Origin of the sequence: Acidovorax sp. NPDC077693, assembly GCF_044542805.1 — a bacterium.
Lineage (GTDB): Bacteria > Pseudomonadota > Gammaproteobacteria > Burkholderiales > Burkholderiaceae_C > Acidovorax.
This window is the reverse complement of the sequence record NZ_JBITVD010000001.1, coordinates 274796-290534: the sequence shown is the minus strand read 5'-3', so window position 1 is coordinate 290534 and position 15739 is coordinate 274796. Positions and strand designations below refer to the sequence as shown.

At 66.1% G+C, this 15739-nt stretch carries 17 protein-coding genes; 11 read left to right on the top strand and 6 right to left on the bottom strand.

Translation table 11 applies throughout. The features are described from left to right. Positions 1-42: 42 nt before the first annotated feature. Positions 43-690 (bottom strand): porin family protein, encoded by a 648-nt coding sequence (locus ACIGHN_RS01350; protein WP_396502955.1) that lies wholly within the window; start codon positions 688-690, stop codon positions 43-45. A 410-nt stretch (positions 691-1100) separates the two neighbouring features. Between ACIGHN_RS01350 and ACIGHN_RS01345 the strand changes: the two genes are divergently transcribed. Together ACIGHN_RS01345 and ACIGHN_RS01340 are read left to right on the top strand one after the other, a co-directional pair. Further along, positions 1101-1748, top strand: coding sequence for a DUF47 domain-containing protein (locus ACIGHN_RS01345; RefSeq protein WP_396502954.1), 648 nt, complete (start codon positions 1101-1103; stop codon positions 1746-1748). 19 nt (positions 1749-1767) lie between these two features. Then, on the top strand, positions 1768-2778 hold the full coding sequence (locus ACIGHN_RS01340; protein ID WP_056416066.1) for an inorganic phosphate transporter: 1011 nt from the start codon (positions 1768-1770) through the stop codon (positions 2776-2778). Between the two features lie 160 nt (positions 2779-2938). Here the strand turns inward: ACIGHN_RS01340 and ACIGHN_RS01335 are convergent, their stop codons facing one another. Both ACIGHN_RS01335 and ACIGHN_RS01330 read right to left on the bottom strand, forming a co-directional pair. Then, positions 2939-3385 (bottom strand): TM2 domain-containing protein, encoded by a 447-nt coding sequence (locus tag ACIGHN_RS01335; protein ID WP_056416396.1) that lies wholly within the window; start codon positions 3383-3385, stop codon positions 2939-2941. A gap of 11 nt (positions 3386-3396) precedes the next feature. Then, positions 3397-3918: a GNAT family N-acetyltransferase gene (locus ACIGHN_RS01330; RefSeq protein WP_056416069.1), complete on the bottom strand. Its 522-nt coding sequence runs from the start codon at positions 3916-3918 to the stop codon at positions 3397-3399. A 144-nt stretch (positions 3919-4062) separates the two neighbouring features. Between ACIGHN_RS01330 and rpsP the strand changes: the two genes are divergently transcribed. The 6 genes from rpsP (at position 4063) to ACIGHN_RS01300 (ending at position 8302) form a co-directional block, all read left to right on the top strand. After that, positions 4063-4314, top strand: coding sequence for a 30S ribosomal protein S16 (gene rpsP, locus ACIGHN_RS01325; RefSeq protein ID WP_010463504.1), 252 nt, complete (start codon positions 4063-4065; stop codon positions 4312-4314). Positions 4315-4388: 74 nt separating this feature from the next. Further along, positions 4389-4958 carry a ribosome maturation factor RimM gene (gene rimM, locus ACIGHN_RS01320; RefSeq protein WP_056416072.1) on the top strand — a complete coding sequence of 190 codons (570 nt, stop codon included), beginning with the start codon at positions 4389-4391 and terminating at the stop codon, positions 4956-4958. A 52-nt stretch (positions 4959-5010) separates the two neighbouring features. Then, positions 5011-5769 (top strand): tRNA (guanosine(37)-N1)-methyltransferase TrmD, encoded by a 759-nt coding sequence (gene trmD / locus ACIGHN_RS01315; RefSeq protein ID WP_056416075.1) that lies wholly within the window; start codon positions 5011-5013, stop codon positions 5767-5769. Positions 5770-5896: 127 nt separating this feature from the next. Then, positions 5897-6292, top strand: a complete 396-nt coding sequence (gene rplS, locus ACIGHN_RS01310; RefSeq protein ID WP_056416077.1) for a 50S ribosomal protein L19 — start codon at positions 5897-5899, stop codon at positions 6290-6292. Between the two features lie 102 nt (positions 6293-6394). Continuing rightward, the gene (locus ACIGHN_RS01305) at positions 6395-7114 is read left to right on the top strand and encodes a CoA pyrophosphatase (RefSeq protein ID WP_396502953.1); all 720 of its coding nucleotides are present in this window, start codon (positions 6395-6397) and stop codon (positions 7112-7114) included. Between the two features lie 201 nt (positions 7115-7315). Continuing rightward, positions 7316-8302, top strand: coding sequence for a CobD/CbiB family protein (locus tag ACIGHN_RS01300; RefSeq protein WP_396502952.1), 987 nt, complete (start codon positions 7316-7318; stop codon positions 8300-8302). A gap of 169 nt (positions 8303-8471) precedes the next feature. On the opposite strand, the gene rsgA is transcribed toward ACIGHN_RS01300, so the two are convergent. From rsgA to ACIGHN_RS01285, 3 genes are read right to left on the bottom strand one after another with little or no spacing between them, the layout of a single operon-like run. Beyond that, positions 8472-9416, bottom strand: a complete 945-nt coding sequence (rsgA, locus tag ACIGHN_RS01295) for a ribosome small subunit-dependent GTPase A (protein ID WP_396502951.1) — start codon at positions 9414-9416, stop codon at positions 8472-8474. A 38-nt stretch (positions 9417-9454) separates the two neighbouring features. Beyond that, on the bottom strand, positions 9455-9793 hold the full coding sequence (locus ACIGHN_RS01290; protein WP_056416087.1) for a 4a-hydroxytetrahydrobiopterin dehydratase: 339 nt from the start codon (positions 9791-9793) through the stop codon (positions 9455-9457). Further along, positions 9790-11097, bottom strand: a complete 1308-nt coding sequence (locus ACIGHN_RS01285) for a M48 family metallopeptidase (protein ID WP_396502950.1) — start codon at positions 11095-11097, stop codon at positions 9790-9792. Before ACIGHN_RS01285 ends, ACIGHN_RS01290 begins: the two co-directional genes overlap by 4 nt. A gap of 86 nt (positions 11098-11183) precedes the next feature. Here ACIGHN_RS01285 and orn point away from each other — a divergent pair, with 86 nt between their 5' ends. From orn to ACIGHN_RS01270, 3 genes are all read left to right on the top strand, one after another. Next, on the top strand, positions 11184-11777 hold the full coding sequence (gene orn, locus ACIGHN_RS01280; protein WP_056416401.1) for an oligoribonuclease: 594 nt from the start codon (positions 11184-11186) through the stop codon (positions 11775-11777). A 368-nt stretch (positions 11778-12145) separates the two neighbouring features. Then, positions 12146-14020, top strand: coding sequence for a DEAD/DEAH box helicase (locus ACIGHN_RS01275; protein ID WP_056416091.1), 1875 nt, complete (start codon positions 12146-12148; stop codon positions 14018-14020). Between the two features lie 169 nt (positions 14021-14189). Further along, entirely contained in the window at positions 14190-15671 is a 1482-nt protein-coding gene (locus tag ACIGHN_RS01270) for a diguanylate cyclase domain-containing protein (RefSeq protein WP_235503992.1), read from the top strand. The last annotated feature ends 68 nt before the right edge of the window (positions 15672-15739 follow it).

The window sequence follows — 15739 nt, the reverse complement described above, 5'->3', positions numbered from 1 at the left end:
CCGCATCACCGGCATCACCGGCATCTGCCTGCGTCAGCGGCTTCAGAAGCGGTACTGCAGGCCCACAGTCGTCAGGTTGACCGAATCGTCGCCGTCCGAGAACTTGAACTTGTGGCGCTCCCACTCCACCACCGCCGCCCATTGCGGTGTGAAGGCCCAGCGCGCGCCCAGGCCGTACGACAGGCCGAACCCGTCTTCCTTGCCCAGCGCCACGCCCGTCGAGGCCTGCCCGGAGGTGCGTGTGCGGCCGTACGTGGTGCCCAGCTTGCCGAACACGTCGAACTGCTCGCCCAGCGGAGCGCGGCCCACCAGGCTCAGGTTGAACCCGTGGGCCTTGGTGTCACCGCCCAGGCGGTGCGCGGTGCCGGCGTTCAGGTAGCCCAGTTCCACGCCGAGATTGCGGTGAAAGAACCCGCCCGCGTAGATCTTGTAGGCGTTGCCAGAATCGTCCTGGCTCAGCCCGAGGCCCGCAGGGCCGTTGCTCAGGCTGTAGTTGGAGCGGCCCCCGTTGATGCCGATGTAGCCATCTTGGGTGTAGGGCAGGACCGAGCCGCGGCCGTTGCCCCAGCGCGACGATGCCGCGCTGGACGACGAAGACGAAGATGCGCTGGTCTGGGCCTGCGCGCTGAACGCGGTGCAGGCGGCAAGGGCCAGCGCCAGCGGAACATGGCGAAAGAGAGGTGTGCTCATGAAGAATGTCCTTGCTGAAATCGAGGGTCGGTTCGTGGGCGCCACAGCAGTGCCGGTGGCCGGCCGCCTGGGCGAGAACCCAATCTAAGTCCATGCGAGCCGCAGGCTGTGGGATCGCGTGGCGCACATTTGTAGGAGCGGACCGACCATCCGTGCGCTGCCGCCAATGGGGCATGTCTGGATTGCTATTGATTCGATAGCTGGAGCCGCTTGTGCAGAGCGCGGCAGGCCGTCAATGGATTCATATTGCTGCGCGCGTGGCCCGTGCGCGGGTTCTGGTGGCCGCTGCACGCTCTGCGCGGCTGGGGCCGAGCGAGGGCGGGCGGTTAAACTCGCAGAGTCACCAAAAAGTCATGCCACTGTCATGGCTTTGTCTCTTTCAAAAAACCGATCCCCCTGCAGGAGTTCCCATGCTGTTTGCCAAGCTGTTGCCACGCGAAGGCAATTTTTTCGAGATGTTCAACCAGCATGCGGACCGGATCGTCGAGGCGGCCCGGGCGTTTTCGCAACTGGTGGCCAATTACAACGACCCGCACCTGCGCGACAAGTACAACCAGGATGTGGACAACGCCGAGCGCGCCGCCGACCGTGTGACGCACGAGGTGAACAAGTCCATCCACAAGACCTTCATCACCCCCATTGACCGTGAGCAGATCCACACGCTCATCAACACGATGGACGACGTGGCCGACCTGATCCAGGACTCCGCCGAGACCATGGCGCTGTACGACGTGCGCCACATGACGGAAGAGATCACGCGCCTGACCGACCTGAGCCTCAAGTGCTGCGAGCGTGTGCGCGACGCGGTCAAGCTGCTGGAGAAGATCGCCGACCCCGCCGTGGCCGAGGCCGCGCTCAAGACCTGCGAAGAGATCGACAAGCTCGAATCCGACGCCGACCGCGTGATGCGCAGCGCCGGCAGCGAGCTGTTCCGCGAGGAGCCCGATGTGCGCGAGGTGATCAAGCTCAAGGCCATCTACGAGCTGCTGGAGACCATCACCGACAAGTGCGAGGACGTGGCCAACTGCATCGAGGGCATCGTCCTCGAGAACTCCTGAACCCCGCGGGCTGACCAGCATGGAAACCGTACAGACGGCCCTCTGGGTTGTGGTTCTGCTCGTGGCGCTGGCGATCCTGTTCGACTTCATGAACGGGTTCCACGACGCTGCCAACTCGATCGCCACCGTGGTCTCCACGGGTGTGCTCAAGCCCGCGCAGGCGGTGCTGTTCGCGGCGTTCTTCAACTTCGTCGCGATCTTCATCTTCCACCTGAGCGTGGCGGCCACCGTGGGCAAGGGCATCGTCCAGCCCGGCGTGGTCGACACGCACGTGGTGTTCGGCGCGCTCGTGGGCGCCATCACCTGGAACGTGATCACCTGGTACTACGGCATCCCCAGCAGCTCCTCGCATGCGCTCATCGGCGGCATCGTGGGCGCGGTGATCGCCAAGGCCGGCGCCAGTGCGCTCATCTCTGGCGGCATTCTGAAGACCGTGGCATTCATCTTCGTGTCGCCCCTGCTGGGCTTTGCGCTGGGCTCGCTCATGATGGTGGCCGTAGCCTGGATCTTCCGGCGCACGCGGCCCAGCAAGGTGGACAAGTGGTTCCGCCGGCTACAGCTGGTGTCTGCTGGCGCCTACAGTCTGGGCCACGGCGGCAACGATGCGCAAAAGACCATCGGCATCATCTGGCTGCTGCTGATCGCCACCGGGTATTCGTCGGCCAGCGATGCGTCGCCGCCCACCTGGACCATCGTGAGCTGCTACGTGGCCATCGGCCTCGGGACCATGTTCGGCGGCTGGCGCATCGTCAAGACCATGGGCCAGAAGATCACCAAGCTCAAGCCCGTGGGCGGCTTCTGCGCGGAGACGGGCGGGGCGATCACGCTGTTCCTGGCGACCACGCTGGGCATTCCGGTGTCCACCACCCACACCATCACCGGTGCCATCGTGGGTGTGGGCTCCACGCAGCGCGCGAGCGCCGTGCGCTGGGGCGTGGCGGGCAACATCATCTGGGCCTGGGTGCTTACCATCCCGGCCAGTGCCTTCGTGGCGGCCGTGGCCTACTGGATCAGCCTGCAGATCTTCTGATCGGTGATCTTTGTGATCGGTTTAAGGTGCTGCGCTACCGAATTAGTAGCAAGAGACCAAGTCTGATTCAGCCAAAACGCCCCGCGGGATGCAAGTCCCGCGGGGCGTTTGGCTTGGTGGGGCGCGCAGTGCGTTCAATGCGCTCAGCGCTCTGGCCCGGTCACTGCGATATCTTGCGGGCTTCCTCGATCTGGTACTCGAAGTAGCGCTGAAAGCTGAACGCCAGGCTCGCCATCAGCACCGCAGTGCCCACCATCAGCGCAACGATGATGGCGCCGATGGTGATCCATTGCGTCTGGCCCGCTGGCGCATCGGGCGCGGCTGCCGGGTTGTAGCGTGCGTTCCAGGCCTCGGGCGTCTTGAGCGCGAATAGGATGGCCTGCAGCGCGCAGCCCGCGATGGTGAAGCCCAGCAGCGGGATCAGCATCCAGCTCGTGTGGTCGTCCTGGCCCATCTGCTGCACGCGCTGGATGCCGTAGATGCCCAGGGCCGTGGGGATGGGCAGCAGCCAGCCGATGAGGTCGCCCAGCCCATGCAGGTAAAAGCGGTGCAGGCCCAGGGGCCCGCCGAGGAAGGCGAGCCAGGCCGCTGCAGTCTTGTTTTTCATGCGGGCCATTGTCATTCCGGCGACGTGGTGTCGCCCGCGCCCAGGGATTTTTCCATGAGCACGATGTCGCGCCAGGCGCCGAACTTCCAGCCCACCGAGCGCATGACGCCCACCTCGGTGAAGCCCAGCGCGCGGTGCACGCCGATGGAGCCAGCGTTGGCCGAGTCGCCGATCACGGCCAGCAGCTTGCGCACGCCGGCGGCTTCTGCCTGCGCTGCCAGCTCTCCCAGCAGCTGGCGGCCCAGGCCCATGCCCCGCGCGTCTTCAGCGATGTAGATCGAGTCTTCTGCCGAGAACCGGTAGGCCGGGCGGGGCTTGAACCAGTTGGCGTAGGCAAAGCCCAACACCTGTCCGTCCTGCTCGGCCACCAGCCAGGGCAACCCCTTGGCCAGCACGTCTGCGCGGCGGCCTGTCATGTCGGCTTCGGAGGGTGGGTCGATCTCGAAAGTGCCGGTTCCGTGGAGCACGTGGTGTCGGTAAATGGCGGTGATCGCGGGCAGGTCGCTGTCGGCACTGGGACGAATGGTGGGCATTTGGGAAGAAGTGGATATAATCGCGGGCTTTGCAGCGTGTCGCTGGCCGGGTGGCCATGTCGCGTGTCTCAAGCGTTGCGAATATGGTTGCGAACACAGTGGCTTGCGGCAAATGCCGGAAGTTCACCACCCGAAGGATAAATCATGGTCGTCATTCGACTCTCCCGCGGCGGCTCCAAAGGCCGTCCTTTCTTCAATATCGTCGTTGCTGACAAGCGCGTGCGCCGTGACGGCCGCTTCATCGAGCGCATCGGCTTCTACAACCCCACCGCCAAGGAAACCGAAGAAGGCCTGCGCATCGTGCAAGACCGCCTGACGTACTGGCAGAGCGTGGGCGCCCAGTCCTCGCCTACCGTGGACCGCCTGATCAAGCAAGCCGCCAAGAAGGCTGCTTAAAGCTCCCTGAAAAGGGCGGGTTCCGTTCGGCACGCCGACGGAACCCGCCCTTTTCCTATTCTGGAATCACCGCCATGGCCGCCAACCTCACCCTCGAACCCACAGAGCTGCCCACCGACGCTGTCGAAGTGGGGCGCATCGCCGACGCCTGGGGGGTCAAGGGCTGGTTCAAGGTGCTGTCGCACAGCAGCAGCCCCGAGGCGCTGTTTTCCGCCAAGCGGTGGTATCTGCAGCCGTCCGAACGCGGCGCCAAGGCGTTTGCCGGTACCGTGCTGCTGTCCATCCGCCAGGCCAAGGACCATTCCGACACGGTGGTGGCCTGGGCCGAAGGCATCGACGACCGCGATGCGGCCGAAGCGCTGCGCGGTGCGCGCATCTTCGTGCCGCGCTCGAGCTTTCCGTCCACCACGACGGACGAGTACTACTGGGTCGATCTGATCGGCCTGGCCGTGGTCAACCGCGAGGGCGTGGCACTGGGCGCCGTGCGCGAGCTCATGGCCACGGGGCCGCAGACCGTGCTGGTGCTGGCCTACGAGCAGGACGGCAAGGCGCTCGAACGCATGATTCCTTTCGTCGCGGCCTTCATCGACAAGGTGGACCTGCCCGAAAAGCGCATCACCGTCGACTGGCAGCCCGACTATTAAGAAGTCCGGCGCCGCTTCGTTCGCTCACCGTCACATTGCAGCGCCCCGCACCATGCGCTTTGACGTCATCACCCTGTTTCCCGAGCTGTTCGCGCCGTTCCTGGCCAGCGGCGTGACGCGCCGCGCCTACACCGGCGGATTGGTGGATGTGCGCCTGTGGAACCCGCGCGACCATGCCGAAGGCAACTACCGCCGGGTGGACGACCGTCCGTTCGGTGGCGGCCCGGGCATGGTCATGCTGGCCGAGCCGCTGGCCCGGTGCCTGGCCGCCATTCGCGCCGACCGGGGCGAAGCTGCGGACAACCAGGCGCCGGTGGTGCTTTTTTCTCCCATCGGCGAGCCGCTGAACCACACGGCTGTGGAGCGCTGGTCCGCCAGCACCGGGGGCATCCTGCTGTGCGGGCGCTACGAGGGGATCGACCAGCGCTTCATCGACGCCCACGTCGACGTGCAGATGAGCCTGGGCGACTTTGTGCTCTCCGGCGGCGAGATCGCTGCCATGGCCTTGCTCGATGCGGTGGCGCGCCTGCAGCCCGGCGTGCTCAACGACGAAGGCAGCCACCAGCTCGACAGCTTCAACCCGGCGCTGGACGGCCTGCTCGACTGCCCGCATTACACGCGCCCGGACGAGTGGGCGGGGCAGCCTGTGCCACCCGCATTGATGTCCGGCCACCATGCGCAGATCGAGCGCTGGCGGCGCGACCAGCGGCTGTCCATCACCGCCCGCCACCGACCCGATCTCATCGATGCGGCCCGAAAAGCAGGGCGCCTGGCGCCTGCGGACGAGGCGGTATTGGCCAAGCTGGCCTGAATTGCTATAATCAAAGGCTTTTCGATCCTCTGGCCGGCCGTTTCGACAGGGACCTCCCTTTGAAACACTGAGACGTCAATCCCGACGCAGCCATTTTTGGCGCGGACAAGATCCCAAGGAAATTCACATGAACCTGATCCAGACACTGGAAGCGGAAGAAATCGCCCGCTTGAACAAGACCATCCCCGAATTCGCCCCTGGTGACACCGTCATCGTGAGCGTGAATGTGGTGGAAGGTACCCGCAAGCGCGTGCAGGCTTACGAAGGCGTGGTGATTGCCAAGCGCAATCGCGGCCTGAACAGCGGCTTCACCGTGCGCAAGATCTCCAGCGGCGAAGGCGTGGAGCGTACGTTCCAGACCTACAGCCCGCTGATCGCCGGCATCGAAGTCAAGCGCCGCGGTGACGTGCGCCGTGCCAAGCTGTACTACCTGCGTGACCGCAGCGGCAAGTCGGCACGTATCAAGGAAAAGCTGCCACAGCGCGTCAACAAGGCTGCCGCTGCAGCCGCGACTGCCGCCTGATCGGACCCGGTGGGCCTGGCCCAGTCCTGACGAAGCCGCTACAGCGCCTGCCGTAGCGGCTTTTCTGCTTCTGAGGCCGTCCCCCACCCCTGCCCATCCATCGTGAACTCTTCGCCGCCCCCTGCTGTCTCGTCGGTCATCGTGCCGCTGTCCAGCCTGCCCGATTTCGATCCGCGCCTGGTGCCGGTCGTGGGCGTGGACACGCACCTGCCCGCGGTGCCGCTGCACAACCAGACGCCCGAGGCCTTGCGGGCACGCTTTGCACACCCGCCGCAGTGGGAGCCGGAGGTGGTGCTGGAAAAGAAGTTCATGAACCGAGAGCCAGCGCACGCCTCGGTGCTGCTGGCGATCATGCTGCGCGAGCAGCCCATGGTGCTGCTGACCGAGCGCACCGCCCACCTGTCCACGCATTCGGGGCAGGTGGCGTTCCCGGGCGGGCGTGCCGACCCTGAAGATGCTACGCCCGCCGACACCGCGCTGCGCGAGGCGCAGGAAGAGGTGGGGCTGGACCGCGAGTTCGTCGAAGTGCTGGGCGCGCTGCCCACCTACGTGACGGGCTCTTCGTTCATCATCACGCCCGTGGTGGCGCTGGTGCGGCCGGAGTGCGTGCTCCAGCCCAACCCGTATGAAGTGGCCGACCTGTTCGAAGTGCCGCTGGCTTTTCTGCTCGACCCCGCCAACCACCGGCGCCACGTGTTCGACAGCGATGGCATCCACCGCGAGTGGTTCTCCATGCCATTCCACGACGGCAGCAAGACCCACCACATCTGGGGTGCCACGGCGGGCATGCTGCGCAATTTCTACCGTTTCATGCAGGCGTAGCCGCCATGGCAGAGCGGCGGTGCCGCTGGCCGCTGTGCCGGCCCCGGCTCTGAGCAGGCAGACTGCCGAGGGCCTGGCCACGGTCCTTGGGCTGCGTCTGTGGGCATCGGTCCCCTGCCCGGAGCAGCCAGCCCCGCCCTGGGTCCCGCGCGGGCGCCTCGGAGTGCTGGTGCGGCCTCAGCGCCAGTATCATTGCTCCCCATGAGTTTCTTCGCCATCCTGTTCGCTTTGCTGATCGAGCAGGCACGCCCGCTGGCACGCAGCAACCCCATCCATGCCGGCCTGCGTGCGTGGGCGCTGTCCGTGAGCCGCAATTTCGACGCGGGCAAGCCGCACCACGGCTGGGTGGCCTGGAGCCTGGCGGTGCTGGTGCCGGCCCTTGTCACGCTGGCGATCCACTGGCTGCTGCTGTGGGGCCTGGGGTGGCCATTTGCAGTGCTCTGGAGCGTGGCGGTGCTTTACGTCACGCTCGGGTTTCGGCAGTTCAGCCACCACTTCACGGGCATCCGCGATGCGCTCGAAGAGGGCAATGAAGACGCGGCCCGCGAGCGGCTGGCGCACTGGCAGCAAGTGGACGTGGGGGTACTGCCGCGCAGCGAGATCGTGCGCCACGTGATCGAATATTCGGTGCTGGCGGCGCACCGCCATGTGTTCGGCGTGCTGGCCTGGTTCTCGGTCCTGGCGGCGCTGGGCCTGGGCCCTACCGGCGCCGTGCTGTACCGCCTGGCCGAGTTCGTGTCGCGCTACTGGCACTACAAACAGCGCACCGGCGCCCAGCCGGCCAGCGCCTCGCTGCAGCAGGCATCGGCACAGGCCTGGACGGTGGTCGACTGGCTGCCGGCCCGGCTCACGGCGCTGAGCTTTGCGGTGGTCGGCAGCTTCGAAGAGGCCATCGAAGGCTGGCGCTTTCATGCGCAGCGCTTTCCCAATGACAACGATGGTGTGGTGCTCGCCGCCACCGCCGGCGCGATCAATGTGCGCCTGGGCGGCGAGGCGCTGAAGGCCCGCACCGAACTGCATGCGCCCCAGGGCCTGGAGATCGACGCCGATCTGGGCGACAGCGATTCCACGCCCGGCCGCGAGCCCGAGGTGGGCCATCTGCGCAGCGTGGTGGGCCTGGTGTGGCGGTCCGTGGTGGTGTGGATGCTGCTGCTGGCGTTGCTGACCCTGGCGCGGCTGCTTGGTTAGTAAGCCCCCCTGAGCCGCTGCGCGGCTTCCCCCGAGGGGGACGCACCCGGCGGCCTGGCGAAGCCAGTTCCACGGGTGCGCTGGTGTGGTGCATGCCTACGTGGAGGGCGGTGCGCTTCAAGGCCCGCGTCTATTTGTTTCCCGCACCGTGCAGCTACCCATACCCCGGTCAATACCGGGTGTGGCTCAGCTCTTCAAACAGGTCGCTATAGATTTTGTAGCGGGTGGGGCTGATCCCGCCAGCGGAAGGGCCCAGTCTCACCGCATCCAGCACGCCGCAGCCAGGCTCGTGCAGGTGGGTGCAGTTGTAGAACTTGCAGTGGGTGGCGTGTTCGGCGATGTCCGGCATGCACGCGGCCAGCTGCATGGGGGCGATGTGGTGCAGGCCGAATTCCTGAAAGCCCGGCGAGTCAATCAGCGCGGTGGTGCGCTCCTTGTCCATCCAGTACCAGTGCGTGCTGGTGGTGGTGTGCTTGCCGGAGTTCAGCGCCTGCGAGATCTCGCCCGTCAGCACCGTGGCGCCTGGCACCAGCAGGTTGATCAGCGTGCTCTTGCCCGAACCCGAGGGGCCCAGCACCAGGGTGGTCTTGCCTTGAAGGTGCTCCATCAGCAGGGCGCGGTCCACTTCGCTCGACAGGGTCAGCGACAGCGGCAGCACGCCATAGTGCTTGCCCGCACCCATGTGGCGGTAGGGCACCAGACGCTCCCAGGCACGGGCGAAGGGCTCCACCAGGTCGCTCTTGTTCAGGCCGATGATGGGCTGGATGCCTTCGGCCTCGGCGGCAATCAGCGCGCGTGCGAGCTGGCTTTCCGAAAACACGGGCTCTGCCGCGATGAGGATGAGGACCTGGTCCAGGTTGGCGGCGAACGACTTGGTGCGGATCTCGTCCTGCCGATAGAACAGGTTGCGCCGCGGCTGCACCTTCTCGATGGTGCCCTCGTCGCCCTGGCCGGGCGGTGGCGCTTGCCACAGCACACGGTCGCCCACCACGGACTGGCTTTTCTTGCCCCGGGGGTGGCAGATGCGGCGCTCGCCGTCGGGGGTCTCGACCATGCAGTGGCGCCCGTGGCTGGCAACCACCGTGCCTTCCATGAGGGCGCTGCGCTCAGCCATGGTGGTGGGGGTGAGGTGTCATGCGGCGGCGGCTGCAGTCAGGCCACGAGCGCATCGAACTGGGTCGCGCACTCGAAGTCGGTGGAAGAGATGCCGTGCACGTCGTGGGTGTTCAGGCGCACCACGCAGCGGTTGTAGTGCACCGACAGGTCGGGGTGGTGGTCCTGCGCGTTGGCGACGAAGGCCAGTGCGTTCACGAACGAGATGGTCTCGTAGTAGTTGGCGAAATGGTAGGTCTTCTCGATCGCCACATCGGCGCCGTCGCCGGTGAGCTTCCAGCCCTCGACCTTGGCCAGGTTGGCGACCACTTCGGTCGCGGTCAGCGCGCGGCGGGTCTGGGTGGACCAGTCTTTTTTCTTGAGCATGGAGGTTGTCATGGTTGGGCCGTAGGTTGCATGCGTGCCAGCCGCTCGGTGGCGGGCGGGTGCGAGTAGTAGAACTTCACGTACACCGGGTCGGGCGTGAGGGTGGAGGCATTGTCCTCGTACAGCTTGAGCAGGGCCGAGGACAGATCGGCGCCGCTGGACTGGGCCACGGCATAGGCGTCGGCCTGGAACTCGTGGCGGCGCGACTGTTGCGAGAACAGGGGCGAGATGAAGAAGGTGAACACCGGCACCACCAGCAGAAACAGCAGCAGGGCCAGGGCGTCGTTGGGCGCAGCGGCCATGGCCGGGTCCAGCGAGATGTTGGGACGCACGCCCAGGCCCGTATAGAACCACACCTGGGTGGACAGCCAGCCCAGCAGCGCGAACCCCGCCAGGCTCAGGGCGAACATGGTGACGATGCGCTGGATGATGTGACGGTGCTTGAAGTGGCCGAGTTCATGGGCCAGCACGGCCTCGACCTCGCCGGGGGCCAGCTGGCGCAGCAGCGTGTCGTAGAACACCACGCGCTTGGCGGCGCCAAAGCCGGTGAAGTACGCATTGGCATGCGCGCTGCGGCGGCTGCCGTCCATCACGAACAGGCCCTTGGCCGAGAAGCCACAGCGCTGCATCAGCGCCGTCACGCGGGCCTTGAGCGATTCGTCTTCGAGCGGCTGGAACTTGTTGAACAGCGGGGCGATGAAGGTGGGGTAGACCACCATCAGCAGCAGGTTGAACCCCATCCAGAAGCACCAGGCCCACAGCCACCACAGCGGGCCCGCAGCGCCCATGAGCCAGAGGATCATGGCCGCGATCGGCAGGCCGATGACGGCGCCCACCAGCAGGCCTTTGACGGCGTCGCCCAGCCACAGCCGCCAGGTCATCTTGTTGAAGCCGAAGCGCTCTTCCACCACGAAGGTCTGGTACAGCGAGAGCGGCAGGTCGATGAGGCCGCCGATGGCGGCAAAGGCCACCAGCAGCGCCAGTTGCTGCCCCATGCCGCCGCCCATCAGCCCCAGCAGCGCCTGGTTCAGCGCATCCAGGCCGCCCAAGAGCGTCCAGCACAGCAGCACCGCGGCGCCCAGCGACATCTCCAGCAGCCCCAGGCGGGCCTTGGTCACGGTGTAGTCGGCCGCCTTCTGGTGCGCGGCCAGCGGGATGCGTTCAGCGAAGGCTGCGGGTACTGCGTCCCGGTGGCGCGCTACGTGGCGGATCTGCCGGGTGGCGAGCCACAGCTTGATGACAAGCCCCAATGACAGCGCGGCGGCGAACGCCAGCGTCAGCAGCAGGGAAGGAGAAAGGTCGTCGGTGATGGGCATGTGGGCTCAGAGTTTACCGGGCGGCGCCGCGCCAGGGTGGCGCGCTGTACCTGTCGGCAACGGGGGCATCGGCGACAATGCGCGCCATGTCCGAAGCCCCACCCACCCCCACACCTGTGCTTGCCAAGTCCGACCAGAACCTCGTCTGGCTCGATTGTGAAATGACCGGCCTCGAGCCCGACACCGACCGCCTGCTGGAGATCGCCGTCGTCGTGACCGGCCCTCACCTGGAGCCCCGCATCGAAGGGCCCGTGTTCGCCATCCACCAGTCCGACGAACTGCTCAACGGCATGGACGCGTGGAACAAGGGCACGCACGGCCGCAGCGGCCTCATCGACAAGGTGAAGGCCTCCACGGTGACCGAAGAAGCCGCCGAGCAGCAGATCCTCGCCTTTTTGGCGAAGTACGTACCCAAGGGCGTGGCCCCGATGTGCGGCAACAGCATCGGGCAGGACCGGCGCTTTCTGGTGCGCTACATGCCCAAGCTGGAGCGGTTCTTCCACTACCGCAATGTGGACGTGAGCACGCTCAAGGAACTGGCCAAGCGCTGGAAGCCCGAGGCCTATACCAGCTTCAAGAAGGCCCAAAAGCACACGGCGCTGGCCGACGTGCATGAATCCATCGAAGAGCTGGCGCACTACCGCCAGCACCTGCTGGCCGTGGAGGTGAAGGCGCCCTGAGCCCTGAGCTGCCGCAGCGCCCCGTTGCGAGGGCGACTGGCAAGGCCAGGCCCAGCGTTGCTGGCGGCGGGGCCCGCGCAGGGTTCGGCATGCCACTCCCCGCACCGCAAAAAAAGGGTATTGCGGGGAAACCCTTAATCGTGCGATAATCGCTGGCTGCGCAGGAATCCCGCGCAGTTTGTGCATCTCCCCTCACACACCGGGCTTGCCAGCCGACTGTCACCAGACAGTGCAGGACTGGCGAATAACGCCCACCCGCTCAGGCCTTCAGCGCCAGCGCAGGTTTCGTTTGATGGTTGATGTTTTTTAACCATTTGACGAAGCCAATCGTGGGCAGCGCCCGCGACCGTCTTCGTGAGAGAAAAATCATGACCGACACCTCTTTGGTGCAGGGCGAATTCGCGCCTGCAGATACTTCCTTTGCTGCCGACGTTTCCGTGCAGTCTTCCCCTCTGGACGCCGTGGCGGATATTGTTTCCGCCGAGGCAGAAGTGGCCGTGACGGCCCAGCCCAACGGCTTTGTCGAGCTGGGCCTGGCGCCTGAACTCGTGCAGGCTGTGGCCGACCTGGGCTACACCCAGCCCACCAGCGTGCAGCTCAAGGCCATCCCCCTGGCCATGGGTGCCGGCGCCGATGCCAAGCACTTCATCGACCTGATGGTTTCCAGCCAGACGGGCTCCGGCAAGACCGCAGCCTTCCTGCTGCCCGTGCTGCACACGCTGATCAACCAGCAAGCTGCTGCCGAAGCTGAAGAACGCGCCGCTTTCGAGCGTTCCGTGGCCGAAGCCGCCGAGCGTGGCGAACCCGCTCCCAAGCGCGCCAAGCGCAAGGATCCCACCAGCTCGCGCAATTTCAAGGCCGCCACTCCTGGCGCCCTGATCCTGTGCCCCACGCGGGAACTGGCGCAGCAGGTGGCGCATGACGCCATCGACCTCGTCAAGCATTGCCGTGGCCTGCGCGTGGCCAACGTGGTGGGCGGCATGCCCTACCAACTGCAGATCGCCAAGCTGCAGAACGCCGACCTGGTGGTGGCCACTCCCGGCCGCCTGCTGGACCTGCAGCGCTCGATGCAGATCAAGCTCGACAAGGTGCAGTTCCTGGTCGTCGACGAAGCCGACCGCATGCTCGACCTGGGCTTCTCGGACGATCTGGCCGAACTGAACCAACTGACCGCCCAGCGCAAGCAGACCATGATGTTCAGCGCCACGTTCGCGCCGCGCATCCAGCAGCTGGCGATGCGTGTGATGCACGACGGCGGTTCGTCGGTGCAAAAGGTCACCATCGACTCGCCACAGGCCAAGCACGCCAACATCAAGCAGATCCTGCACTGGGCTGACAACGCACAGCACAAGCGCAAGCTGCTCGACCACTGGCTGCGCGACACCACCATCAACCAGGCCATCGTGTTTGCCAGCACCCAGGTGGAGTGCGACGGCCTGGCCAACGACCTGCAGCAAGACGGTTTCTCCGCCGTTGCGTTGCACGGCGCCCTGAGCCAGGGCCTGCGCAATCGCCGCCTGATGGCGCTGCGCAGCGGCCAGGTGCAGATCCTGGTGGCCACCGACGTGGCAGCACGCGGTATCGACGTGCCCACGATCACGCACGTGTTCAACTTCGGCCTGCCCATGAAGGCCGAGGATTACACCCACCGCATCGGCCGTACCGGCCGGGCTGGCCGCGACGGCTTGGCTGTCACGTTTGCCGAGTTCCGCGATCGCCGCAAGATCTACGACATTGAGTCGTACAGCAAGCAGCAATTCAAGCCGGAAGTGATTCCTGGCATGGAACCCGCACAGCGCGCGCCCCAGGCTCCACGCGCTGACTTCGGCGGCCGTGGCCGATCGGGTGGTGGTGGTTTCGAAGGCCGTGATGGCGGCCACGGCCGTGATCGCCGCTTTGGTGGTCCCGCACGCGGCAACGACCGCGGTGGCTTTGGCGGCAATGACCGTGGCGGTTTCGGTGGCAACGACCGTGGCGGTTTCGGTGGTGGCTTTGCAGGCCGCGACGGTGGCAACCGCGCTGCCCCCGGCGCTCCTCGCCGTGATGGCGAAGGCTATGGCCGCAAGCCAGGCTTTGGCGACGCCGGCCGTGCTGGCTTTGCGCCACGCGGCGAAGGTGCTGGCGCACCCCGCGGCGACTTCGCACCCCGCCGGCCCGACTTTGCCAAGCCGGCAGGTGCTGGTGGCGGCAAGCCCTTCGTGGCCCACGACGCGCGCAAGCGCCCGGCACGCCCCGCGCGCTGAGCGAGATCCCCCGGACAGGGGGGTCTTTCTGCATGCCTCGGCCAGTGCCGGCCATGCAGGCACAACAGGCTGGTTCCGCAAGGTGCCGGCCTTTTTTTATGGCGCTCCTGGCCCGACCCGCGGCGATCACGCAATGGCTCGTCAATAATTGGCGCCGGAGGAATCTGCCGTGTCGTCTTCTTTATCATCGGGTGCGGACTTTGAGCACATGTTCGAGCTGGCGCCCGTGTCGCTCTGGCTGGAAGACTACAGCGCGCTCAAGCAGCTTTTCGATGGCTGGCGCGCCGATGGCGTCACGGACATCCGCGCCCATCTGGCGGCAGACCCCGCGCGGGTGCGCCAGTGCAGCGCCTCGCTCAAGGTCCTGAAGGTCAACCAGCGCACGCTGGAGCTGTTCGCCGCGGAAAGCCAGCAGGTGCTCGAGGCGAACCTGGACAAGGTGTTTCGCGACGACATGCACGACGCGGTCTCCCATGAGCTGGCACAGCTCTGGGCAGGGCATAAGGAATTCTCCAACCAGACCGTCAACTACGCATTGGACGGCCGCCGCCTCGATGTGAAGATCCGCGCCCGCATCCTGCCGGGCTACGACGACAACTGGAGCCGCGTGCTGGTCTCGCTGGAAGACATCACTCCCGAGGTGCGCAGCGCCCGCCAGTTGCGCCGCAGCGAGCAGTACGCACGCGATCTGTTCGAGCACTCGCCCGTGTCGTTGTGGGTGGAGGATTTCAGCGCGGTCAAGCACCTGCTCGATGGCGTGCGTGCGCAGGGCATCGACGACTTCAAGACCTTCATCACCGTGCACCCCGAGTTCGTGTCGCGGTGCATGCAGGAGATCCGCGTCATCGATGTCAACCAGCAGACGCTGCGGATGTTCGGTGCCAGCAGCAAGGACATGCTGCTCAACAACATCGGCCGCGTTTTCCGCGGCGAGATGCACGAGTCCTTCGCCGAGCAGTTGCTCGACCTGTGGGAGGGCAAGACCTTCCAGCAGCGCGAGGTGGTCAACTACGCGCTCTCGGGCGACGCGGTGCACATCCACATGCAGTTCTCGGTGCTGGCCGACCACCTGGCCGACTGGGGGCTGGTGCTGCTGTCGCTGGTGGACATCACCGCCCGCAAGAAGGCCGAGGCATACCTCGAATACCTGGGCAAGCACGACGTGCTCACCCAGCTGCGCAACCGCGCGTTCTACGCCGAAGAGCTCAACCGCATCACCCGCAAGGGGCCGTGGCCGTTGTCGATCATCGCCATCGACCTCAACGGCCTCAAGCTCGTGAACGACGAGCAAGGCCATGCGGCAGGCGACTCCATGCTGCGCCGCGTGGGCGAGGTCCTGGCCAAGGCCGTCGACCTGCCCGCCTGCGCGGCCCGCATCGGCGGCGATGAATTCACCGTGCTGCTGCCGGGCATGGACGAGCGCAGTGCCCACGCGCTGCAGGACCGCATCCTGTCGATGGTGGACCTGAACAACCAGTTCTACCCCGGCCAGCCGCTCAGTCTGGCGATGGGTGTGGCGTCCTGCCGGTCGGGCGATTCGGTGGAGGCCGCGATCCACCGCGCAGACCAGGCTATGTACGCGGAGAAGCTGCGTTATTACCAGGACAAGAGCGTGGACCGGCGCCAGCCGGGCAGGGACGGGGCCGATTGATCAGTCGCGAGGGACATCGCCCGATGCGCCACGAGAAGCGCGCAGCAGGTGGTGCACGATGCGTGATG